Source organism: Paenibacillus sp. FSL F4-0087 (genome assembly GCF_038020215.1).
Lineage (GTDB): Bacteria > Bacillota > Bacilli > Paenibacillales > Paenibacillaceae > Paenibacillus > Paenibacillus taichungensis.
Genome location: NZ_JBBODJ010000001.1, coordinates 218,914 through 240,549, shown reverse-complemented (window position 1 = coordinate 240,549; position 21,636 = coordinate 218,914). Strand labels below are relative to the sequence as shown.

The window sequence follows — 21,636 nt, the reverse complement described above, 5'->3', positions numbered from 1 at the left end:
CCTTAGCGATTCTGTTAATCCCACAAGAGAAAGGTAGAGCACAGTCGATGCGAAAAATGAACATATGGCTTTTCACTGCTATTTTGCTGATGTCCGCATTGGGAATTCGTTATTTGCTTCCTGGGAATACAGCAACCGAAAGTCCAAACCCAAGTACCCCGCAAGTCGAAGAGCAGTCGTTACCCACCTTTAGCACCAATGCTGTGAAATATGGAAGTTACGGTCAGGATGTATACGAGCTTCAAGGCCGGCTAAAATATTTGGGATTTTACAATGGTAAAATTGACAGTAATTTCGGCAGCACCACATTGAAATCAGTAAAATGGTTTCAATCGGAATTCGGCATGAAGGCAGATGGTGTGGTTGGAGCGAAAACCAAGTTGAAACTTTACAATGCTTCAAAACAATGGTCGCCAACAGAAACACCGTTGCATAAGGATCAAACCTCAGGAGATAGTGGCAACAATAACAATACTGCGGATAAAGAGCAGGACAATATGGGCTCTGCCAATTCCATGGGATTGTCAGAGAACGAAATCAAAATTATGGCTAACGCGGTATATGGTGAATCTCGCGGAGAGCCATTTGAAGGTCAAGTGGCAGTAGCGGCAGTTATCCTGAATCGTGTGAAATCGCCGAGTTTCCCGAACACACCATCAGGAGTGATTTTCCAGCCGGGTGCGTTTACTGCCGTTGCAGACGGCCAGATTTATCTGGAACCGAATGCTCAAGCTAAAAAAGCAGTTGAACAGGCGATGAATGGTTGGGACCCATCCGGTGGATGCCTCTATTATTTTAATCCGAAGACAGCTACATCCAAATGGATCTGGACACGTCCTCAGGTAAAAACAATTGGGCAGCATATATTCTGTATGTGATGATCTTGGAAGCAACCAGAAGGCGTGACTTCGGTTGCTTCTTGCCTTTTGAATGGGTTAAAATGGTTGTTACGTTTAAGCTTCACTTATTGCATGATAAATGACGCCGTAAAGGGGTTTTGACATTTGAATACATCAGGATTTGAACGAGGAAACCGGAAAGAATTCCGCATACATGTTCTTCCTACGAAACGTTTTAAGACATTTGCGATCTCGCTTTACGCAGGGGTTCCCCTGCAGGAAGATACGGTTACCAAAGTAGCCTTAACACCTTTCGTACTTCGGCGCGGGACCGAATCCTATCCGGAAACAACGCAATTTCGTGAACAATTGGAACATTTGTATGGAGCGGGTTTTGGCTTTGATGTCTATAAACGTGGCGATTACCAGATCGTACAGTTCCGTATGGATACCATTAATGATTCCTTTGTTGGCGGAGACGAGCAGCTGTTGGATCGTTCTTTTGCTTTTCTAGGTGAGGTCCTCACACGCCCTGCACAGGAAAATGGACATTTCAGAACCTCTTATGTACAAGCTGAGCGGGAGACTGTTCGCAAAATGCTGGAGTCCATCGTCAATGACAAGATGCGTTATGCTGCGGAACGTAGTATTGAGGAGATGTGTAAAAACGAACCTTACCGCTTGCACCCGCTTGGTGAACGCAAGGATTTGCCGGGCATTGATCCAGATATATTGACAGCTTCGTATCAGGAATGGTTGCAGCAGGCAAGTATGGACTTGTATGTGGTGGGCGACACCACGCTGGAAGAGGTAGAGAATCTGGTTCAGCGTTATTTCAATGTAGAACGAGCGACCTCTTCTGACTATCATACACAGGAAGCTATTCGTGGAGATAAAGAAGTAGAAACCGTTGTAGAACGGCTTAATGTTAATCAGGGTAAGCTCAATATGGGGCTTCGCACGTCTATCACTTATGGTGACCCTCAGTATGCAGCTGCTTTGATGTATAACGGCATTCTCGGAGGATATCCTCATTCCAAGCTGTTTGTTAATGTTCGTGAAAAAGAAAGTCTGGCGTACTATGCCTCTTCCCGTTATGACGGGCATAAAGGGATTGCAACGATCCAATCCGGGATAGAAATCCCCAATTACGAAAAAGCCGTCATGATTATCAAGCAGCAGCTGGATGAAATGAAGAATGGGAATATCACTGACCTGGAGATGTCCCAGACCAAGGCGATGATCCGTAATTTGCTCAAGGAAATGCAGGATTCTGCATTTGAGCTGATTGCTTATGATTTTAATCGACAATTATCCGGCAAAGAACGAACCGCCGAGGAACTGCTGGCCCAGGTAGAACAGATCAGCAAAGAAAATGTTCGTGAGGCGGCAGAGAAATTCCGTCTGGATACGATTTATTTCTTGCGTGATGAGAAGGGGGAATAGTCGGTGGAGAGCATAACATACGATCGTTTGCAGGAAACGCTATATTACGAAGTGATGGATAACGGGCTGCATGTTTATATTCTGCCTAAACCGGGTTTCCAGAAAACATATGCCACATTTGCAACCAAATACGGCTCGGTGGACAATCATTTTAAGGTTGAAGGACAAGAGGAAGTGAAGGTTCCGGACGGAATTGCCCATTTTCTGGAACACAAAATGTTTGAAGAACCAACAGGAGATATTTTCGCTACATTTGCTTCTCATGGAGCTTCTGCCAATGCTTTTACCAGTTTCGATCAGACGGTTTATTTGTTTTCGGCAACGGAACATGTCAATGAAAATATACAAACATTAGTTGATTTTGTGCAAAATCCTTACTTCACCGATCAGAATGTGGAAAAGGAAAAAGGGATCATCGCACAGGAAATTAATATGTATGCGGATAATCCGGATTGGCGCGTTTATTTTGGCCTGATTGAGGCGATGTATCAGAAACATCCTGTGCATATTGATATCGCCGGAACCGTTGAATCCATTGGTACTATAACCAAAGAAACGTTGTACACGTGTTACAACTCTTTTTATCATCCAAGCAATATGCTTCTGTTTGTCGTGGGTGGAGTAGATCCGCAGGAAGTGATCGATATGGTTCGTTCGAACCAGGCGAAGAAAAATTACAAGCCTCAAGGGAAAATCGAGCGGATTTTCGAACAAGAACCTAAGCAAGTGGGCGAAGCTAGACGTGAATCCAAATTGGCCGTTTCCCTGCCCAAATGTTTGTTTGGTTTTAAGGAAACTGAAGTGGGACTTACTGGAGAAGACCTGCTGCGCCGGGATATGACAACTAAACTAATGATGGATCTGTTATTTGGTTCCAGTACCCCGCTATTTCAAAAATTGTACGATGAAGACCTGATTTCGGACAGTTTTGGGCATGAATATAACAGTTCGCCGCAATATGCTTTTTCTGCTATTGGCGGGGATACCAAAGACCCGGATCAACTGCTTGCGCGTATTCGTGAAGAAGTCGATGCTATTGTGGAAAAGGGATTTGATGCAACCGACTTTGAGCGCGCACGCAAAAAGAAAATAGGTGGATATTTGCGTATGCTCAATTCACCAGAAAACATTGCGAATGAATTCACGCGTCAGCAATTCCGTGGTGGTAATTTTTTCAACATGCTCTCGATGTATGAATCGCTCACACTGGAAGAGGTAAACCGCAGATTGAAAGAGCATATTCGTTGGGATCAACTGGCGATATCGCTTGTCGTGAGTCCTTAATATGGAGAGGGGAACAGGACAATTGAAGCCAATTGGAGAAATGACAGTACTTGTAACAGGCGCGAGCGGAGGCATTGGAGCAGCTATCGCAGAGCGTTTTGCCAAGGTGGGCATGAATGTAGTGATTCACTATATGAAATCGCATGAAGCAGCTAATGAAGCGGCGAGAAGGTGCATGGAACAAGGCAGTGGTAAAGTCATGACGGTGTCTGCTGATCTACGCAGTCGGGAGCAAATTGAACGTATGCGTGAGAAGCTGGAATCACATGGGCTGATGCCGGATATTCTGGTGAATAATGCAGGGATATCTCATTATGGAATGCTGTCCGATGTTACTGAAGAAATCTGGGACGAAGTGATGGCGATCAATCTGAAGGGCACGTTCTTGTGCACACAGGAAATGATGCCTCACATGATCTCCCAAAGATATGGTCGAATTATTAACGTGTCGTCTATCTGGGGACTGTCGGGTGCCTCTTGTGAGGTGTTGTATTCTACAACCAAAGGCGGTGTAAATGCTTTCACCAAGGCTCTTGCCAAAGAGCTGGCTCCATCTGGCGTAACGGTGAATGCTGTAGCTCCTGGTGCAGTTCAAACATCCATGTTGAACCATCTGGACCAGGATGAACTAAAAATGCTGGAAGAGGAAATTCCGGCAGGAAGACTTGCCCAGCCAGATGAAATCTCATCACTGGTCTACTTCCTTGCACTTCCCGAGTCTGGATACATTAATGGGCAGATTATAAGTCCAAATGGTGGCTGGCTCACGTAATATATGGGGGCGCGCAATCAATTTTGTTTTAAATACGGGGTAGTTTCTTGATGGAAATTAATGATTTGTAGATGATCTTCGATTAATTCAAAAATGCTCGTATATAAAATGTCCGGGAAGCACATATTACAACTGTTGATTTTAAATCTCATGCGTCAGCTAAGGAGGATTTATCATGTCAACAGAAAAAACAGTGCTCTCAAGTTTTGACACATGGAAGAAGTTTTTGGGTGACCGCGTGCTGCAAGCAGAGAAGATGGGGATGAGTGAAGATACCATCAACAAACTTGCATACGAAATCGGTGACTTCCTGGATGAGAAAGTCGATCCGGCGAACCATTCCAACCGGGCATTGAAAGAATTATGGGATGTCGGCGATGCAGATGAGCGTCGTACGATCGCGTGCCTGATGGTCAAATTGGCCAAACAAAACGCATAAGATTACAGATGGAAAGCTCCCGCAAGGGGGCTTTTCTCTAATGATTACACATTGATTACAGACCTGTTCTTGTAATTCATTTTCATTTTATATATCATTAACGTGACCCATTTTTAGAAGATATCTCAGATTGTCGTCCAATGGACGCGTTCTGTTACTGTCGAATAATGTGGAATAATGCTTTACGGGGTGTTTAAATGGAATCTAAACAATGGTATATGGAGTATAAAATACATAAGAACAGACCCGGCCTTTTGGGGGATATTGCCTCTATGCTGGGAATGCTTGAAGTAAATATATTGACCATCAACGGTGTTGAAGGCAAAACCCGGGGGATGCTTTTGGAATCGGACGATGATGAGAAGATCCGTCTGCTGGGTGAAATGCTTGGCAAAGTGAACAGCATAACTGTGTCTGCTTTGCGTCAACCGAAACTGGTAGATATTCTCGCTGTCCGTCATGGTCGTTATATTGATCGTGATTCGGATGATCGCAAAACATTTCGTTTTACGCGGGACGAACTTGGGTTACTTGTGGACTTTTTGGGTGAAGTATTTAAGAGGGAAGGCAATCAAGTCATTGGTTTGCGTGGAATGCCACGTGTAGGCAAAACGGAATCCATTATTGCAGGCAGCGTATGTGCGATGAAGCGCTGGACGTTTGTTTCCTCCACACTTCTTCGTCAGACCATAAGAAGCCAGATGTCAGAAGACGAATTGAATCCAAACAATGTGTTTATCATTGACGGAATTGTCAGTACGATTCGTTCAAGCGAACGGCATTATAATCTGTTACAGGACATCATGACGATGCCAAGCACCAAGGTTATTGAACATCCGGATATTTTTGTGCAGGAGTCTGAATATGATTTTAATGATTTTGACATTATTATTGAACTGCGCAACAATCCGAATGAAGAAATTATTTATGATACGTTTACGGCCAGCTACACCGACGAATTGTAACGCTCCGTACGGGATCATGAAATAGATAAGCAACAACCATAGAGATAAACATAAGGAGGAGATGGCATGTCTGAACTGGGTCAGCAGTTAAGGGAGGCCCGGCTGCAAAAAGGGATGAGTCTTGACGATGTACAGGAAATGACTAAAATTCGCAAGAGGTATTTGGAGGCAATAGAGGCAGGAGACTACAAAGTGCTGCCTGGCAGCTTCTATGTGCGTGCATTTATCAAAACCTATGCGGAAACGGTGGGACTAAATCCTGATGAGCTGCTGGAGGGACATAAGAAAGATGTACCTGCAGAAGAAACGGAAGCAACCATGGAGCCAGTTATTCAAAAGCGTTCAAGCCGCCCGGTAGAGCGCAGTAACCGCTGGATGTCTGTTGCGCTGATGTGGACTTTTCCGGTATTAATTCTTGTGCTGTTGTACGTGTATGTAGTGATGAACAAAGATGATTCGGATACACAAGGGCTGGATCAGACGAAGATCACAGACAGCCAGCAGCAACCTCAAGATAAACCGGATGAGCCTACAGATAATGGCCAAGCTTCTAATCCTCCAGCTAATGAACCAGGTAGCGGAGAAACGAATGAAGGCGAAGCAGGCGGTAACGGTGGCGGAACAGCAGAGGGGCAGCCTGACGGACAAACTGACGGACAAACTGACGGACAGACGGATGGTCAAACAACGGGTGAAAATGAAGAGAACCCAACAGACAATCAGCCAGCTTCTGTAACTGTTGCTGAAGACGGAAAATCAGGCAATATTACGAACTTCAAAGTGAACGGCAGTGCAGGGCAGCCTGTGACGGTTACAATTAAAGCAACGGGGCATAGTTGGCTGGAAGTATACAAGGGCGAGAACTCTAGTGGCGAGAAGTTGGAATACGGCAACACCGCTGAGGGAGACAGTTATACTTTTGAATTGGACAGTGCAGGAATGTACATTAAGTCCGGTTACGCTGCAGCGACCACAATTGAGGTTGCAGGGCAGGTTGTGACAGACGGGAAAGCGACGAACCGCATTCGGTTAAGACTTGGTGAGGATACGTCCTCCACTGGTACTGAAGGCACAACGACGAATGAAACAGGAAGCAATACGGAAGGAAGCACCGGCACTAGCGGCGAATAACCAAAGTTTCTGCGGGAGACACTAACCTTGTCTTCAACTTGCAGTCAACTTTTGGTGAAGTGAGGTGGATGGCTGTGACAGTCAGCTGGATCGTAACAGGTTTGGGGATCATTGTCAGCCTCCTGGGTTATTACTTGACTCCAACTGCTTGGGGTTACGGAATTTTGGGTTTTGGACTTGCACATGTACTTCTGGGTGTGCTTGACATGTTCAGACAACCTAATCGCAGCCGTTATTAGAAGGACAGCCGCACAAAAAGCATTTTTGGCAACCATCATAAGTGGCAGCCAAAAATGCTTTTTTATTTTGAAAAACCTCATAAAATTAGACTTTTGCTTGGCGTATCCTCTATAATGTTACAGAACATATGATTAACTGAAAGGGTGACTGGTTTGAGTTCAGAAAATTCATTTGATATCGTGTCCAAAATGGACTTGCAGGAATTGACAAATGCCGTTACACAAACGGAAAAGGAAATTGGCACGCGTTATGACTTCAAGGGCAGCAAGAGCAGTCTGAAACTGGATAAGGATGCGTTAACGATCGTATCTGATGATGAGACCAAACTCAAGGCTGTTATCGATGTATTACAATCCAAGATGGCTAAGCGGGGTTTACCTCTAAAAAACATTGATTATGCAAAAGTAGAACCAGCTTCTTCAGGTACAGTCCGCCAGCGTTTGAATTTCAAGCAGGGGATTGATCAGGATATCGCTAAAAAAATTAATATTCTGATTCGTGACTCTAAGATGAAGGTGAAGAGTCAGATTCAGGGAGATCAGCTCCGGGTAACAGGTAAAAGTAAGAATGATTTGCAAGCAGTTATGCAGTTGTTGAACGGTGCCAATCTACCTCTGGATCTGCAATATACAAACTTTAAGTAATATCTCCTCTTTGTAGCAAGGTATGTTTTTTGACACTACAATTGGCGTATATTATACTAAGTGTGCATTGCTGGCAGATAAGCATCAAAGCCCAGTCATCATCGTTTGCTGACTTTGTGAAAAGCAGTACATCTTCTGAAAGTCACCGGAACGTTAAAACGGTTTTGCGTTTGAACGGTTGACTTTATTTTTTGCGTTTTTACATAGTGAGAGCACTTTAGTGCTGATTGACAGTGAAACTGTACATTTCATGTTCCGGATGATGAATACGGGATTAAGATGAATGTTTGGAGTAATGGAGGATAAGAGGGAGGGCGTCTTGTGAATTTACCCAACCGGATTACGCTTGCACGAATTTGCTTAATCCCTTTTTTGATGGTGTTCCTGCTCGTAGATTTTCCGTTTTATCCAGAGCCGTTGCAATTGGGAAGTTTATCACTTCCGTATAATCAGTTGATTGCTGCTGTCATTTTTATCATTGCAGCAAGCACGGATGGAATTGATGGCTATCTGGCGCGGAAAAATAATATGGTCACCAACCTAGGGAAATTGCTTGATCCGCTGGCTGACAAGTTGTTGGTTACTGCGGTGCTGATTTCACTTGTGGAAATGGGCAAGTTGGATTCCTGGATTGCTGTGGTCATTATTAGTCGTGAGTTTGCGGTTACCGGCTTGCGTCAGATTGCATTATTGGATGGTTCGGTTGTTGCAGCAAGTGCCTGGGGCAAACTGAAAACCGTCGTGCAAATTGTGGCGATTGTGCTGCTGTTGTTGAATAATTTCCCGTTCTCATTTACGGGTATTCACATGGACGTTATTGCCGTTTGGGCTGCAGCGATCATTACAATTTGGTCAGGTATTGATTACTTTATCAAAAACAAAAATTTGCTTCATTTATCAAAAGCGTAACGTTTGAGGTTAAATGGGTAAGCATGAAGAAATCATTTGTACGAAGGGCAATAGGAAATTATCCTATTGCCCTTTGATCACTCACCACGTGTACAGGAGGATGCTGAATGAAGGCAGAAATCATTGCAGTTGGCACAGAATTGTTGCTTGGACAAATTGTGAATACCAATGCCCGATATCTATCCCGTGAATTGGCTGCGATCGGGATTGATGTATATTTCCAAACGGTGGTTGGTGATAACCTTAATCGACTAAGTGACGCTATTCGCATCGCCCAGGGTCGTGCAGACGTCATTTTATTTTCCGGGGGCATCGGTCCCACACAGGATGATCTGACCAAGGATGCGATCGCGGCGGTCTTGAACCGCAAGCTGCATATAGATCGAATGGCTATGGACAAAATCGAGAGCTTCTTCAGAGATCGTAATGTGGACATGACCGAAAATAATCGCCGTCAGGCGATCGTTATAGAAGGTGGGACACCGCTGGCGAACGAAACAGGCCTTGCCGCAGGAAATGCGATTTCCGACAATGGCAAACATTATGTAGTGATGCCTGGACCGCCGAAAGAGCTGATTCCAATGTTTGAACAGGAAGTTAAACCTTGGCTGTTCCAGCATGTACTAACAGAAGAAATGCCGATTTACTCAAAAATGCTGAAGTTTGCAGGGATCGGAGAATCGGCATTGGAAGACCGACTCCTGGATCTGATTGATACGCAGACAGATCCAACGATTGCTCCTTATGCCAGTGAGGGAGAAGTTACGGTACGTGTATCTACAAAGGCTCCAAGTGAGAGTGAGGCGAAGCTGAAGCTGGACGCAATGGAAGTTCAGATCCGGGAACGATTGCCAGAGCATCTCTACGCGAACGAGGATGTGCCTATAGAGTACACAATTGTAACGATGATGTCTGATATGGGTCTGACCCTTAGCGCGGCTGAGAGCTGCACAGGAGGGCTCGTCATGCAAAGTCTGACGTCAGTCCCTGGCAGTGCTTCGATGCTTAAGGGTGGAATAGTATGTTACTCCAATGAAATTAAGGAGAAGCTGCTCCATGTGCCACATGCCTACCTAGAAGGTGAAGATGCACCGGGCGCAGTGAGTCCGGAAGTCGCCAAAGTGCTGGCAGAACAGATTCGCATGATTGGGGATGCCGACTTCGGTCTGTCGGTTACAGGTGTAGCGGGACCTGGTTATTCTGAACGCAAACCACCAGGACTTGTTTTCATCGCTCTGGCTCAACGTGGTAAAGAGACAGAAATTCATGAACTGCGCATTAATGGCAATCGGGAGACGGTGCGGATCCGTTCAGCGAAGGCGATTCTTTACCGTTTGTGGCGCAAACTTGTGGAGATGGACTAGTTCATAGCTCGGATTGCATTTGCTAAGGCAAGCAAGTATAATAAAGGAAGACGGAAGAACCGTAGAATCAGGCTTTACAGCCTTGTTTACGGTTCTTTTTTCTGTTTAATGGAAAGTTTGCTTGAGGAAGAGGCGCCTCGGCCTTCACAAAAAAAACGAATGTATGTTCGAAAAAAAGCTTGGCAAACGTGTTAAAACAAGGTATCATTATCTTATAAACAGTAAAGGGTGTGAGCTTATTGTCAGACCGTCGTGCCGCGCTTGATATGGCGCTCCGTCAAATAGAGAAGCAATTTGGTAAAGGATCCATCATGAAACTGGGTGAGTCGACTCATATGCAAGTGGAAATCATACCCAGCGGTTCCTTAGCTCTGGATATTGCATTAGGAACAGGCGGCTTGCCTAAAGGCCGTATTGTTGAAATATATGGACCAGAATCTTCCGGTAAAACAACTGTAGCATTGCATGCGATTGCTGAAGTACAACGGGTGGGTGGACAAGCTGCATTTATCGATGCAGAGCATGCTCTTGACCCGCAATACGCAAGCAAACTGGGTGTTAACATTGATGAGTTGCTTCTGTCTCAGCCAGATACGGGTGAGCAAGGGCTTGAAATTGCAGAAGCGCTTGTACGTAGTGGAGCTGTAGATATTGTCGTTATTGACTCGGTTGCTGCATTGGTACCAAAAGCGGAAATTGAAGGCGAAATGGGTGATTCCCATGTCGGTTTGCAAGCACGTCTGATGTCTCAGGCGCTGCGTAAACTGTCTGGTGCAATCAGCAAATCCAAAACCATCGCAATCTTCATCAACCAGCTTCGTGAAAAAGTCGGTGTTATGTTTGGTAACCCGGAGACAACACCTGGTGGTCGTGCCCTGAAATTCTACTCTACAGTACGTCTGGATGTACGTCGTATTGAGAGTATTAAATCAGGCAATGACATCATCGGTAACCGTACTCGTATCAAAGTTGTAAAAAACAAAGTGGCACCACCGTTTAAACAAGCGGAAGTGGACATTATGTACGGTGAAGGTATTTCGAGAGAAGGCAGTATCATTGATATTGGTACAGAGCTGGACATCGTGAACAAAAGTGGTGCGTGGTACTCTTACGAAGGCGAGCGTTTAGGTCAAGGACGTGAGAACGCCAAGCAGTTCATGAAAGAGCATCAAGATATTGCTCAAGTAATCGAGCAAAAAATCCGTGTAGCCAGCAACTTGACTACTGCAGTTCCTGTGCCTACGACTGAAGATCAACAAAAAGAAGCGGCAGAAGAACAAGAATTGTTTGAAATTAACGAGTAATGCTCTGAATCCCCGAAACTTGTCTGAGTGATCTTGGCTCGATCTAGATCTAGGCTAATGGGGTAAGGTGTGCGCTCGCGCTGTCCAACAGCCTCTGTCCGAATGGGCAGGGGCTGTTAGTACGTTTTCTGTTAGGGAGAGGCCGGACATTGTTTCCGGCCTTTTGTATTACATCTGGTGTCTCTGTGAAATTACGCTCTAAACGTATGCAGTTTATCTGTGTTATCTCCGTCGGAGATCTGCTAATCGGATTCAAGAAAGTCTTTTGTTTTGTTCTGTGCTATCAGTAGACACCAGGTGATACAAGTATCAAATGATGTGGAAGGGGAGACCGAAATGGATCAACATGAAGATGATTTATATGAAGAAGCCAAGCTGGAGGGAATCTCCCAATTCCCGGATAACGAAGAACTTATCATTACACGAGTTGAACGAACGAAGAGCAGGGAAGCTCGTTACCGAATTACCTTTGGTTTATATTCAATTACGGTGCTTGAAGATGTAATGATTAAATATCGGATGACCCGGGGAAATACGTTTCTGAAAAAGGACTTGGAAGATATCATTATTGCTGACGAGCGACAGCGGACGTATGTGCAGTCTTTGCGATATCTGGAGCATAAACCCCGCACACGCCACGAATTAAGTCAGAAGCTGCGTCAGAAAGAGTTTGCTGCATCGTTGATTGAAGAGGCCCTGGATCGGCTTGAGCGGGAGAACTTGGTCGATGACGAACTGTTTGCGAAGGAATGGACTCGTCAGCGTATGGAGGGCCAGCGGAAGGGAAAACTGTGGATAAGGCAAGAGCTGCGTCAGAAGGGCATTGCCAATGAGCTAATTGCTGAAGCGCTGGAAGGTGTAAGTACAGATGCGGAATATGAGACGGCTCTAACCGCCGGACGCAAAAAATGGAATCAGGTCAAAGGAGACATCCAGGAGAAGAAACGTAAAACGCTTCCCTTCTTGATGCGACGAGGTTTTTCCATGGATATGGTGCGTCGGGTCGTGAATTGTTTAATTGAAGAAGACGAGGCTAAAGACCTCGAAGATGACGAAGCGTTGTTATGGGATTAGCAGACTGGACCCACTATACTGCATTCTCTTGACAATTTCTTTCGTCAAATACTAAAATGGACATGAGTCTGTAAGAAATGGACAACCCTTTTTCCTTCCAAAAAAGCGGTTTCTGTTTTTTAAGATTTATACCATTCATGATTATGGGTTCGCTGGAAACGGTGAATAGTACATGGAAGCATGTACATGTGAAATGAAAATCGGCGGGGGATCGCCGTGAGTATTCGTTATTCCCAAAAATATGTAAGGCTTGAAAACAACAAATTGACCCAAGGAGTGCCTTGGAGGAACCAACGAGGAGGTGAACAGTATGGACATCGTAATCACGATCGTTCTCGTTGTGGCCGCGCTCGTTATTGGGTTCGGAGTAGGGTATTTTATTCGCAAATCTCTTGCAGAGGCTAAAATCTCCAGTGCGGAACAAGCTGCCGTGCAAATCGTGGAGAACGCGAAGAAAGAGGCAGAGGCACTGAAGAAAGAAACGGTGCTGGAAGCGAAGGACGAAATCCATCGCATTCGCGCCGAAGCTGAAAAAGACACTCGTGAACGTCGGAACGAAATTCAACGACAAGAAAGACGATTGTTGCAAAAAGAAGAGTCGCTGGATAAAAAATTGGAATCACTCGAACGTAAAGAAGAGCAAGTGGCTAACAAAGAGAAACGAATTGATGAGACACAGCAGCAGATCGAGATGATCTACAAAAACCAGGTGACGGAGCTGGAGCGCATATCCAACCTCACTATGGAAGACGCACGCAGTATCATACTGTCCAACGTAGAACAGGAAGTTCGTCATGAGACGGCTCAAATGATCAAGGACATTGAACAGCAAGCGAAGGAAGAAGCGGACAAAAAGTCCCGCGAGATTATTACACTCGCTATCCAACGCTGTGCGGCTGACCACGTGGCCGAAACAACGGTATCCGTTGTTACTTTGCCAAATGAAGAAATGAAAGGCCGGATTATCGGTCGTGAAGGACGTAACATCCGTGCGCTTGAAACCCTTACAGGGATTGACCTCATTATCGATGATACGCCAGAAGCTGTTATTCTGTCGGGCTTTGACCCGATTCGCCGTGAAATCGCCCGTACTGCCCTCGAAAAACTGGTGGCTGATGGACGTATTCACCCGGCACGGATTGAAGAGATGGTGGAGAAATCCCGCAAAGAAGTGGATGAGCGTATCCGTGAATACGGTGAGCAAGCTACCTTTGAAGTGGGCGTGCATGGTCTGCATCCGGACTTGATTAAAATTCTGGGCCGGTTGAAGTTCCGTACAAGCTACGGTCAAAACGTCTTGAAACATTCGATGGAAGTCGCTTATCTGGCTGGATTGATGGCTGGCGAACTCGGAGAAGACGTAACCCTAGCAAGACGTGCAGGTCTATTGCATGACATTGGTAAAGCGCTGGATCACGAAGTGGAAGGATCACACGTCGAAATCGGCGTGGAACTAGCGAAGAAATACAAAGAACATCCGGTTGTAATCAACAGTATCGCGTCCCATCACGGGGATTGCGAAGCGACTTCGGTTATTGCCATGTTGGTTGGCGCAGCAGATGCGCTCTCCGCAGCAAGACCAGGCGCACGCCGCGAAACGCTGGAAACGTATATCAAACGACTGGAGAAGCTGGAAGAAATTTCGGAATCGTTCGAAGGTGTCGAGAAATCGTATGCCATTCAGGCCGGACGCGAAGTTCGCGTCATGGTACAGCCTGAGAAAATCGACGATGCTGAAGCCTTCCGCCTCGCACGTGACATCACGAAGATGATCGAGAACGAACTCGATTATCCGGGTCACATCAAGGTCACCGTCATCCGGGAAACCCGTGCGGTTGAATACGCAAAATAGAGCATTACGGAAAAGTGGCCGCAGTAGTGGGCCACTTTTCCTGTTGATAGCCTGTTAAAAGGCATTTTTATAATAAAATTGATGAGCAAGAGATAGAGGTCCTGCGAAGTTTCGGATGCTTTGAAGAAGGCTGCGCTTGGTAGGGATTAAGGAGGCAGTAAAATGAAAGTTTTGTTTATTGGTGATATTGTGGGGAATGTGGGGCGTAAGGCACTGAAGGAGAACTTGCCCTACCTCAAAACGAAGTATAAGCCACATGTGGTCATTGTAAATGGGGAAAATGCAGCGGCAGGCCGGGGAATTACTGGGGCCATTGCGAATGAATTTTTCAACTGGGGTGTGCATGGCATCACCCTTGGTAACCATACCTGGGACAATAAGGACATATTTGATTTTATAGATGATGAGCCACGTATGATTCGTCCTGCGAACTTCCCTCCGGGAACGCCAGGCAGAGGGTACACGGTAGTCAAAGGAGAAGGCAAGGAGCTGGCGATTGTCAACCTGCAGGGCCGGACGTTCCTGCCTGCTCTGGATTGTCCATTCCGCGTTGCCGATGAGATTGTGGATGAACTGCGTCAAGACCATAAATGCATACTAGTCGATATGCATGCTGAAGCCACGTCAGAGAAGATTGCCATGGGCTGGCATCTGGATGGACGTGCATCGCTGGTCGTAGGTACACATACACATGTGCAGAGCAACGATGATCGTATTTTGCCTGGAGGAACAGCTTATTTAACCGACGCGGGTATGGTGGGGCCGCGTGACGGCATATTGGGCATGGAGCGTGAAGCGGTGCTTCGCAAGTTCTACACTCAGCTTCCGGTACGATTTGTTGTTGATGATGGCAAATGGCATTTCCACGGTGTATTTGTGGAGATTGATGAAGCCACAGGTGCTGCAACACGCATTGAGAAAATTCGTCTGATGGAGGACGAGTGGCGCATGGAATAGGGGTATTGTCCCATTTTGCAGGGAAACCCGTCTAAAAAGAAGGAATTTTTTTGCCTCCCGCGAATAACATCTAGTAAGTGGAAACAAACATTCAACATTCCCAGGGAGGTACTTACCATGGAAGTATTAAAAGTTTCAGCAAAGTCCAATCCCAATTCCGTAGCCGGCGCTCTTGCAGGTGTTCTTCGTGAACGTGGAAATGCTGAACTGCAGGCAATTGGAGCGGGAGCACTGAACCAAGCCATTAAAGCGGTAGCGATAGCCCGGGGATTTGTAGCACCAAGCGGAGTTGACTTGATTTGTATTCCAGCTTTTACAGACATTGTGATCGACGGCGAGGACCGAACGGCCATTAAGCTGATTGTGGAGCCCAGATAATACATGCGTTTATGCATTGAACCTGTTTACGAAGTAGACAGGTTTTTTTGCGTTTTAATTCCATAACATAACCGTGTAGAAGGAGAGATTGTGATGCACAACTGGCGAGTAGCCGATTTTCATTGTGATGCTTTGAGTAAAATGCTGATGAACCCTAGCCATTCATTTGAAAATGCTTCACAGCTGGATGTGAATCTGGAACGTATGAGGGAAGGTAACATTGGTTTACAGGCCTTTGCAATCTATTTGCCCGAAGTGCTTGGCAGAGGCAAGTTTGAACATGTGATGGGACAGTTGGACATCTACCGCAAGCGAGTGGAGATAACCAAAGAACGAACTGAAGGCACACATACATTATTATGGCGAGAACAGCTTACGCAGATCGGGCAGACGGACAGACCATGGGGGCTACTCACACTTGAGGGTGTAGATGGACTGGAAGGCAATCTCTTTTATCTGGAGTTATGTTATCAAATGGGTGTACGGATCGTTGGGCTTACCTGGAACTATGCCAATTGGGCAGCTGATGGTGTACTAGAGAAGCGTGGAGCGGGACTTACGGAGAAGGGCAGGGAGCTGGTTCAACTGTGTAACCAAATCGGCATGCTGCTGGATGTTTCGCATCTGACCGAAAAAGGCTTTTGGGAACTTGCTGACCTTAGTGAACGTCCTTTTATCGCTTCGCATTCCAACAGTTATGCCATCTGCCCGCATGTGCGTAATTTGAAGGATGATCAGATTCGAGCTATTATTGCCCGGGAAGGGCGCATCGGACTGACGTTTGTGCCGTGGTTTGTGAAGCAAGAAGGCGAAGTATGTATTGAGAATCTACTGCCTCATATTGAACGGATATGTTCCCTGGGTGGGGAGCATCATCTGATGATGGGGTCTGATTTTGACGGAATTGCTACGTATATCCATGAGCTTGAACATACCGGGCAGTATCCAAAGCTGATAAATACGCTGCTCAAGCACTACGACGAATCAATCGTTCGAGGTTGGATGTGGGGCAATGCGATGAGTTATTTAGGAGAAAACTTGCCGGAGAAAAATTTGAAGATGGAACATGGGAAATCATGATACTGTTGGCCATCTGAATTAAACGAGCTGAAAGCAAAAGTCGTACATCTTAGACGGATTTACCAAATGTTAGGGATTAATGATTGCAAAATAAGTGTATTTCATGAATTTTCAGCAGTTCGTTTTCATTTCACCTCAAAAAGGGGTATAATACCATAGGATTGTTAAGAGCCTGGCTACAGGCCATAGATAAACAAGGAGTGAAATTCACAATGAGCAAAACAGTACCTGTGGGCGTGTCTGCCCGTCACATTCATGTATCTCAAGAGCACGTTGAAATTTTGTTTGGTAAAGGCTACGAATTGACTGAGTTTAAACCTCTGTCCCAACCAGGACAATATGCTGCTAACGAAACAGTAGCGGTTATTGGTTCAAAAGGACAGTTTGATAAAGTGCGTATCCTTGGACCTGTTCGTCCGGAAACGCAACTGGAAATCTCGATGACAGACTCTTTCGCTATTGGTGTTAAGGCACCTGTACGTGAATCCGGAAGCATCGAAGGTACTCCAGGTATCACAATTAAAGGACCTGCTGGCGAAGTTACAATCGATAAAGGTGTTATCGTTGCTGCTCGTCACATCCACTTCCATACTTCTGATGCTGCTAAATGGGGTATTGAGGACAAACAATTGCTGAAAGTTCGTCTGGGTGGAGATCGTGGTCTGGTACTGGAAAATGTACTGGCTCGTGTATCGGATTCCTTTGCACTGGACATGCATATTGATACGGATGAAGCTAATGCAGCTGGCGCTCGTAACGGCGATACTGCTGAAATCATCGACTAATCACATGGAACCAATCTTCAGCCGTGATCCTGGCGGTTTGAATGAACTTATAAACCTGAGTATATCCACAGCGTCGCTACATTCGACCTGAGGATAGCTCAGGTTTTTGTGTTTTCGGGCTGTTTAGCACACCGGCGGGGATTTCGAATGAGGCGAAGAGGCAGCGGCTTTGGATGTGGAACTACAGCCCAATTCATGTTATAATTTGCTGTAATGCTCTTTTGATGTATAAAGCGTGCAAATCACGTGAAACAAGATGAAATAACGATTTTTTATTAATAGAGGCTGTAAGGAGTGACCGAAGGAAATGGCTAAAGACTCAAAAAAGGATTACTCCCAATATTTTGATTTCTCCGATGCCAAAGTAATTTCGCAAGATGAATTCAGCAAAAAGATAAGAATCCGGGGCCGGGAGATTAACATCAAGTCGGAACCCAATCATCGTCAGGAGAAACAACGGGGCAAGGAAGACGTCCAGGTGCTTTATGAAACGGCCGTACCCGATGAACTGAAAAACGTGGGGAAAGGCAAACACTATATCGTATATACGTATGGATGCCAGATGAACGAGCATGATTCGGAGACCATTAAAGGGTTACTTGAATCAATGGGGTATCAGGCTACCGAGGATCGCAAAGAGGCAGATATCATTCTGTTAAACACATGTGCGATTCGGGAAAATGCGGAAGATAAAGTGTTTGGTGAGCTGGGCCATCTGAAAACCTTGAAAACCGAACGTCCAGGCTTATTGCTTGGTGTGTGTGGTTGTATGTCGCAGGAAGAAGGCGTCGTGAACCGGATCATGCAGAAGCATGGCTTTGTGGATATGATTTTTGGTACACACAACGTGCATCGGCTGCCACATCTGATTCAGGAAGCACTGTTCAGTAAAGAAATGGTTGTTGAGGTATGGTCCAAGGAAGGCGACATCATTGAGAACCTACCGAAAAAACGTGAGGGCATGCGCGGCTGGGTGAACATTATGTATGGTTGCGACAAGTTCTGTACATATTGCATCGTCCCGTTCACACGGGGAAAAGAGCGCAGTCGACGTCCGGAAGATGTCATTGCTGAAGTTCGCGAACTGGCAAGACAAGGCTTCAAGGAAATCACGCTCCTCGGCCAGAACGTCAATGCTTATGGCAAGGATTTCACGGATCTGAAATACAGTTTCGGTGACCTGATGGATGATATCCGCAAAATCGATATTCCACGGGTTCGGTTTACAACCAGTCATCCACGTGACTTCGATGATCATCTGATTGAGGTGCTTGCGAAGGGCGGGAACCTGGTGGAACATATCCATCTGCCTGTGCAGTCTGGCAGCACGGAAGTGCTGAAACGTATGAGCCGCAAGTACAGTCGGGAACACTACCTGAAGCTTGCTGACAAAATTAAAACTGCAATTCCAGATGTCGTGTTAACCACTGATATTATCGTAGGTTTTCCGGGGGAGACGGAAGAGCAGTTCGAAGATACGCTGTCACTAGTCAAGGAAGTTGGCTATGACTTTGCTTATACATTTATCTACTCTCCGCGCGAAGGTACACCTGCTGCAGTGATGGAGGATAACGTGCCCATGGACGTGAAGAAGGAACGTTTGAAACGTTTGAACGAGACGATCAACGCATACAGCCATAGCAGCAATGAGAAGCAGCGCGGCAAGGTTGTTGAGGTACTGGTCGAAGGTGAGAGCAAACGGAATTCCAATGTTCTGGCAGGACGTACACGCAGCAACAAGCTGGTGCACTTTGAAGGACCTAAAGAATTGATCGGTACTTTTGTACATGTAGAAATCACCGATCCAATGACTTTCTATATTCGGGGTAACCTGCTCACAGAGCCAGTAGCCGCCAATCAGTAATACACAAACCTAATAAGATGAAATTCTTTTTGCACTTGGCGGGTTACGGCCTAGCGTAGCGAAGGTGACGGAATCGATTCTGTAGAAGCGAAGCGTTCGCCTTTGTCTCCAAATTTTAAGCACGGACATTACAATCAGAAAAATTTGGAGACAACAGCGATCGAAAGAACGATCCGTAACCGTAGCGGTCACTCGAGCAGTCACTAAGCTTAGTGCAACATTGAGTAGTTCATCTTATATCATCTCATAGAATGGAGCGATTTCGAGTGGCGCAGGAAGAAGTGCAGTACAACCATTATGGAATGCCTACCTACGATACGCGCAATCTGGTCATACGCGACGACATTATGGGAAAAGCCAAAGAATTGGCTGATATGCTTGGAACGAGCGAAGAAGTTAAACAGTTCCAACAGGCTGAGTCCAAAATTCGTGATCATGAACGCATCCAGCAATTGATTGCAACGATTAAGAAGAAACAAAAGGAAATTGTTGCTTTTGAAAGCTTCAAAAATGCAGACATGGTCAGCAAAATTGAACAGGAAATTGAAGATCTGCAGGCAGAGTTGGACGGCATTCCACTCGTTACAGAATTCCAGCAAAGTCAAAGCGATATCAATTATTTGCTGCAGCTTGTTATTTCTGTAATCCGGGATACCGTCTCCGAGAAAGTGAATGTGGAGGCAGGTACGGATTCACCTCCGACTAGCTGCGGGTAAGTGAACGGAAGGGTGCGGACGCAGTCCGCGCCTTTTTTGATCATCTCAGACTCCACGTGGTGGGGTTATTTTGTGTGGCGGGCTTGATCAAGACAACTTCACTGGATAAGACCTGTTCCGTAAGAGCAGGCTTAATATAATAACCAAGCACTTTAGATCAACTACGAAAAGAATCAATGCTGGTAAAATCATCAACAACATACATCATGGGCTTTATACTTAAAGTGCACTAAAGGGGAAATCAATATGGGTATTTTGGACAAAATGGTTGCAGAAGGAAACGGAAGATTTTGGGGCTTCCTCGGTTGTCAGTTTATTAAAGGTGACGGAGAAGAAGTACAGATCGCGCTGACAGCGGGTGAACACCACACTAACTCCATGGGGATTATTCATGGTGGAGTGCTGACGTCTCTGATGGATCAGGCGATGGGCATGGTAGCTACAGCCGCAATGGCAGTAGACAGTTGTGTGACCACCAATCTGAATGTTCATTTCTTGGCACCCATGAAACAAGGGGAATTAATTGTGACATCAACGATCCTGCATCAAGCGGGGCGCAGTGTGACGGCGCAATCCGAGGTCCGGGATGCATCTGGCACGTTGGGGTGTATGGCAACAGCTACATTCCGTATAGCGCGAGTAAAAGCGCAAAACACGGAATCCCAAGGTTGACAAAAGATATTATTATGTCATAATGAAAATATCAAAATGAGAATAGTCGGTGGTGCCCATGAGCGAAAACTACGAACAATTCAATGCTGAAAGCGATGAACAGGCAGCACGTGCCTATAGTTCCAAGAAATATCGTACACCCGATGGAGTTCCCGCGGATATCGTCATGTTCACCTTGACCAAGCGGGAGCGTAAGACGGTAACCAAGACACTTCCCATCCGGGAGTTGAAGGTCATGCTGATCAAACGCAAAGGATGGCCTTTTGCGGGAAGATGGGCGTTGCCAGGTGGATTTTGTCAGGAAAATGAATCCATCTATGGTGCTGCAAAGCGCGAGTTGATGGAAGAGACAGGTGTGGACGGCGGACATCTGGAGTATTTGAATGTATATAGTCAGCCTGGGCGTGACCCCAGAGGATGGATTATCTCACATGCGTTTTTTGCGCTGGTAGAGGAATGGATGCTGGAGCACCGTCAGGCGGCAGATGATGCTGAGGATGTTGGATTATTTACGATTCAGGAAGCTTTGCAAGAACTCGAGCTTGCCTTTGATCACCGGACGATTATAGAAGATGCGTACCGGCGTATTCAACAGCAAATGCTGGAAACGACGATTGCACGACAGTTCCTGCCTCGGGATTTTACACTAAGCGAGTTATACCAAGTGATTCAGAGTGTTGTACCTGACTTTGAAGAACCGAATTTCATTCGGAAGATCACTTCAACTCGCAGCCGCAAAGGCATTGTGGAAGAGGTTCGGGATGAAGAGGGCAACCTGCTAAGCTCCAATCAATACTCACAGCGTCCAGCGCAGCTATACCGTTTTACCGAGCTTGTACCTCGTCTTTCCATCTATACTTAATTCGCAAGCGAATCATGATGGATTGAATCAGGATCAACCTATTCTCAAAAAGGGAGTGT

At 45.8% G+C, this 21,636-nt stretch carries 22 protein-coding genes; all 22 read left to right on the top strand.

Annotated elements, in window-relative coordinates:
• Positions 1-47 precede the first annotated feature (47 nt).
• The 22 genes from sleB to MHB84_RS01100 all read left to right on the top strand — a co-directional run bounded on the left by sleB (position 48) and on the right by MHB84_RS01100 (position 21,577).
• Positions 48-878, top strand: coding sequence for a spore cortex-lytic enzyme (gene sleB / locus MHB84_RS01205; protein WP_076289538.1), 831 nt, complete (start codon positions 48-50; stop codon positions 876-878).
• Positions 879-1,004: 126 nt separating this feature from the next.
• Positions 1,005-2,285 carry an EF-P 5-aminopentanol modification-associated protein YfmF gene (yfmF, locus tag MHB84_RS01200; RefSeq protein ID WP_076289539.1) on the top strand — a complete coding sequence of 427 codons (1,281 nt, stop codon included), beginning with the start codon at positions 1,005-1,007 and terminating at the stop codon, positions 2,283-2,285.
• Positions 2,286-2,288: 3 nt separating this feature from the next.
• Entirely contained in the window at positions 2,289-3,569 is a 1,281-nt protein-coding gene (yfmH, locus tag MHB84_RS01195) for an EF-P 5-aminopentanol modification-associated protein YfmH (RefSeq protein ID WP_076289540.1), read from the top strand.
• 1 nt (position 3,570) lies between these two features.
• Positions 3,571-4,341: an elongation factor P 5-aminopentanone reductase gene (gene ymfI, locus MHB84_RS01190; protein WP_076289541.1), complete on the top strand. Its 771-nt coding sequence runs from the start codon at positions 3,571-3,573 to the stop codon at positions 4,339-4,341.
• Between the two features lie 175 nt (positions 4,342-4,516).
• Positions 4,517-4,780 (top strand): DUF3243 domain-containing protein, encoded by a 264-nt coding sequence (locus tag MHB84_RS01185; RefSeq protein ID WP_062833846.1) that lies wholly within the window; start codon positions 4,517-4,519, stop codon positions 4,778-4,780.
• 197 nt (positions 4,781-4,977) lie between these two features.
• Entirely contained in the window at positions 4,978-5,745 is a 768-nt protein-coding gene (locus tag MHB84_RS01180) for a DUF3388 domain-containing protein (protein WP_024630282.1), read from the top strand.
• A gap of 66 nt (positions 5,746-5,811) precedes the next feature.
• Complete coding sequence (locus MHB84_RS01175; RefSeq protein ID WP_076289542.1) at positions 5,812-6,876, top strand: helix-turn-helix domain-containing protein; 1,065 nt, start codon at positions 5,812-5,814, stop codon at positions 6,874-6,876.
• Positions 6,877-6,914: 38 nt separating this feature from the next.
• Complete coding sequence (locus MHB84_RS01170) at positions 6,915-7,115, top strand: hypothetical protein (protein WP_143764708.1); 201 nt, start codon at positions 6,915-6,917, stop codon at positions 7,113-7,115.
• A 153-nt stretch (positions 7,116-7,268) separates the two neighbouring features.
• Positions 7,269-7,760, top strand: a complete 492-nt coding sequence (locus MHB84_RS01165) for a YajQ family cyclic di-GMP-binding protein (protein ID WP_017689115.1) — start codon at positions 7,269-7,271, stop codon at positions 7,758-7,760.
• Positions 7,761-8,081: 321 nt separating this feature from the next.
• The gene (gene pgsA, locus MHB84_RS01160) at positions 8,082-8,669 is read left to right on the top strand and encodes a CDP-diacylglycerol--glycerol-3-phosphate 3-phosphatidyltransferase (protein WP_063566359.1); all 588 of its coding nucleotides are present in this window, start codon (positions 8,082-8,084) and stop codon (positions 8,667-8,669) included.
• 107 nt (positions 8,670-8,776) lie between these two features.
• Positions 8,777-10,033 (top strand): competence/damage-inducible protein A, encoded by a 1,257-nt coding sequence (locus MHB84_RS01155; protein ID WP_076289543.1) that lies wholly within the window; start codon positions 8,777-8,779, stop codon positions 10,031-10,033.
• Between the two features lie 239 nt (positions 10,034-10,272).
• Complete coding sequence (gene recA / locus MHB84_RS01150) at positions 10,273-11,337, top strand: recombinase RecA (protein ID WP_076289544.1); 1,065 nt, start codon at positions 10,273-10,275, stop codon at positions 11,335-11,337.
• A 336-nt stretch (positions 11,338-11,673) separates the two neighbouring features.
• Positions 11,674-12,411: a regulatory protein RecX gene (locus MHB84_RS01145; protein WP_076289545.1), complete on the top strand. Its 738-nt coding sequence runs from the start codon at positions 11,674-11,676 to the stop codon at positions 12,409-12,411.
• 310 nt (positions 12,412-12,721) lie between these two features.
• Positions 12,722-14,263, top strand: coding sequence for a ribonuclease Y (gene rny, locus MHB84_RS01140; RefSeq protein ID WP_062326115.1), 1,542 nt, complete (start codon positions 12,722-12,724; stop codon positions 14,261-14,263).
• A gap of 162 nt (positions 14,264-14,425) precedes the next feature.
• Positions 14,426-15,220, top strand: coding sequence for a TIGR00282 family metallophosphoesterase (locus tag MHB84_RS01135; RefSeq protein WP_024630289.1), 795 nt, complete (start codon positions 14,426-14,428; stop codon positions 15,218-15,220).
• Positions 15,221-15,337: 117 nt separating this feature from the next.
• The gene (locus MHB84_RS01130) at positions 15,338-15,598 is read left to right on the top strand and encodes a stage V sporulation protein S (protein WP_019005392.1); all 261 of its coding nucleotides are present in this window, start codon (positions 15,338-15,340) and stop codon (positions 15,596-15,598) included.
• A 93-nt stretch (positions 15,599-15,691) separates the two neighbouring features.
• Positions 15,692-16,678 (top strand): dipeptidase, encoded by a 987-nt coding sequence (locus MHB84_RS01125; RefSeq protein WP_076289546.1) that lies wholly within the window; start codon positions 15,692-15,694, stop codon positions 16,676-16,678.
• A 212-nt stretch (positions 16,679-16,890) separates the two neighbouring features.
• The gene (pduL, locus tag MHB84_RS01120) at positions 16,891-17,463 is read left to right on the top strand and encodes a phosphate propanoyltransferase (RefSeq protein WP_053783855.1); all 573 of its coding nucleotides are present in this window, start codon (positions 16,891-16,893) and stop codon (positions 17,461-17,463) included.
• Positions 17,464-17,770: 307 nt separating this feature from the next.
• Positions 17,771-19,327, top strand: coding sequence for a tRNA (N6-isopentenyl adenosine(37)-C2)-methylthiotransferase MiaB (miaB, locus tag MHB84_RS01115; protein ID WP_076289547.1), 1,557 nt, complete (start codon positions 17,771-17,773; stop codon positions 19,325-19,327).
• A 302-nt stretch (positions 19,328-19,629) separates the two neighbouring features.
• Entirely contained in the window at positions 19,630-20,043 is a 414-nt protein-coding gene (locus MHB84_RS01110) for a RicAFT regulatory complex protein RicA family protein (RefSeq protein WP_373561674.1), read from the top strand.
• A 246-nt stretch (positions 20,044-20,289) separates the two neighbouring features.
• A complete protein-coding gene (locus MHB84_RS01105) occupies positions 20,290-20,715 on the top strand; it encodes a PaaI family thioesterase (RefSeq protein WP_076289549.1) in 426 nt (141 codons plus the stop codon).
• A gap of 58 nt (positions 20,716-20,773) precedes the next feature.
• Positions 20,774-21,577: an NUDIX hydrolase gene (locus tag MHB84_RS01100; RefSeq protein WP_062326181.1), complete on the top strand. Its 804-nt coding sequence runs from the start codon at positions 20,774-20,776 to the stop codon at positions 21,575-21,577.
• Positions 21,578-21,636 lie beyond the last annotated feature (59 nt).

Excerpts from the sequence above, each read along its gene's own strand:
- sleB (WP_076289538.1), top strand. The coding sequence starts at position 48 with ATGCGAAAAATGAACATATGGCTTTTCACTGCTATTTTGCTGATGTCC.
- ymfI (WP_076289541.1), top strand. The coding sequence starts at position 3,571 with ATGGAGAGGGGAACAGGACAATTGAAGCCAATTGGAGAAATGACAGTA.
- MHB84_RS01185 (WP_062833846.1), top strand. The coding sequence starts at position 4,517 with ATGTCAACAGAAAAAACAGTGCTCTCAAGTTTTGACACATGGAAGAAG.
- MHB84_RS01180 (WP_024630282.1), top strand. The coding sequence starts at position 4,978 with ATGGAATCTAAACAATGGTATATGGAGTATAAAATACATAAGAACAGA.
- MHB84_RS01175 (WP_076289542.1), top strand. The coding sequence starts at position 5,812 with ATGTCTGAACTGGGTCAGCAGTTAAGGGAGGCCCGGCTGCAAAAAGGG.
- MHB84_RS01155 (WP_076289543.1), top strand. The coding sequence starts at position 8,777 with ATGAAGGCAGAAATCATTGCAGTTGGCACAGAATTGTTGCTTGGACAA.
- MHB84_RS01145 (WP_076289545.1), top strand. The coding sequence starts at position 11,674 with ATGGATCAACATGAAGATGATTTATATGAAGAAGCCAAGCTGGAGGGA.
- rny (WP_062326115.1), top strand. The coding sequence starts at position 12,722 with ATGGACATCGTAATCACGATCGTTCTCGTTGTGGCCGCGCTCGTTATT.
- MHB84_RS01135 (WP_024630289.1), top strand. The coding sequence starts at position 14,426 with ATGAAAGTTTTGTTTATTGGTGATATTGTGGGGAATGTGGGGCGTAAG.
- MHB84_RS01130 (WP_019005392.1), top strand. The coding sequence starts at position 15,338 with ATGGAAGTATTAAAAGTTTCAGCAAAGTCCAATCCCAATTCCGTAGCC.
- MHB84_RS01125 (WP_076289546.1), top strand. The coding sequence starts at position 15,692 with ATGCACAACTGGCGAGTAGCCGATTTTCATTGTGATGCTTTGAGTAAA.
- pduL (WP_053783855.1), top strand. The coding sequence starts at position 16,891 with ATGAGCAAAACAGTACCTGTGGGCGTGTCTGCCCGTCACATTCATGTA.
- miaB (WP_076289547.1), top strand. The coding sequence starts at position 17,771 with ATGGCTAAAGACTCAAAAAAGGATTACTCCCAATATTTTGATTTCTCC.
- MHB84_RS01110 (WP_373561674.1), top strand. The coding sequence starts at position 19,630 with ATGCCTACCTACGATACGCGCAATCTGGTCATACGCGACGACATTATG.
- MHB84_RS01105 (WP_076289549.1), top strand. The coding sequence starts at position 20,290 with ATGGGTATTTTGGACAAAATGGTTGCAGAAGGAAACGGAAGATTTTGG.
- MHB84_RS01100 (WP_062326181.1), top strand. The coding sequence starts at position 20,774 with ATGAGCGAAAACTACGAACAATTCAATGCTGAAAGCGATGAACAGGCA.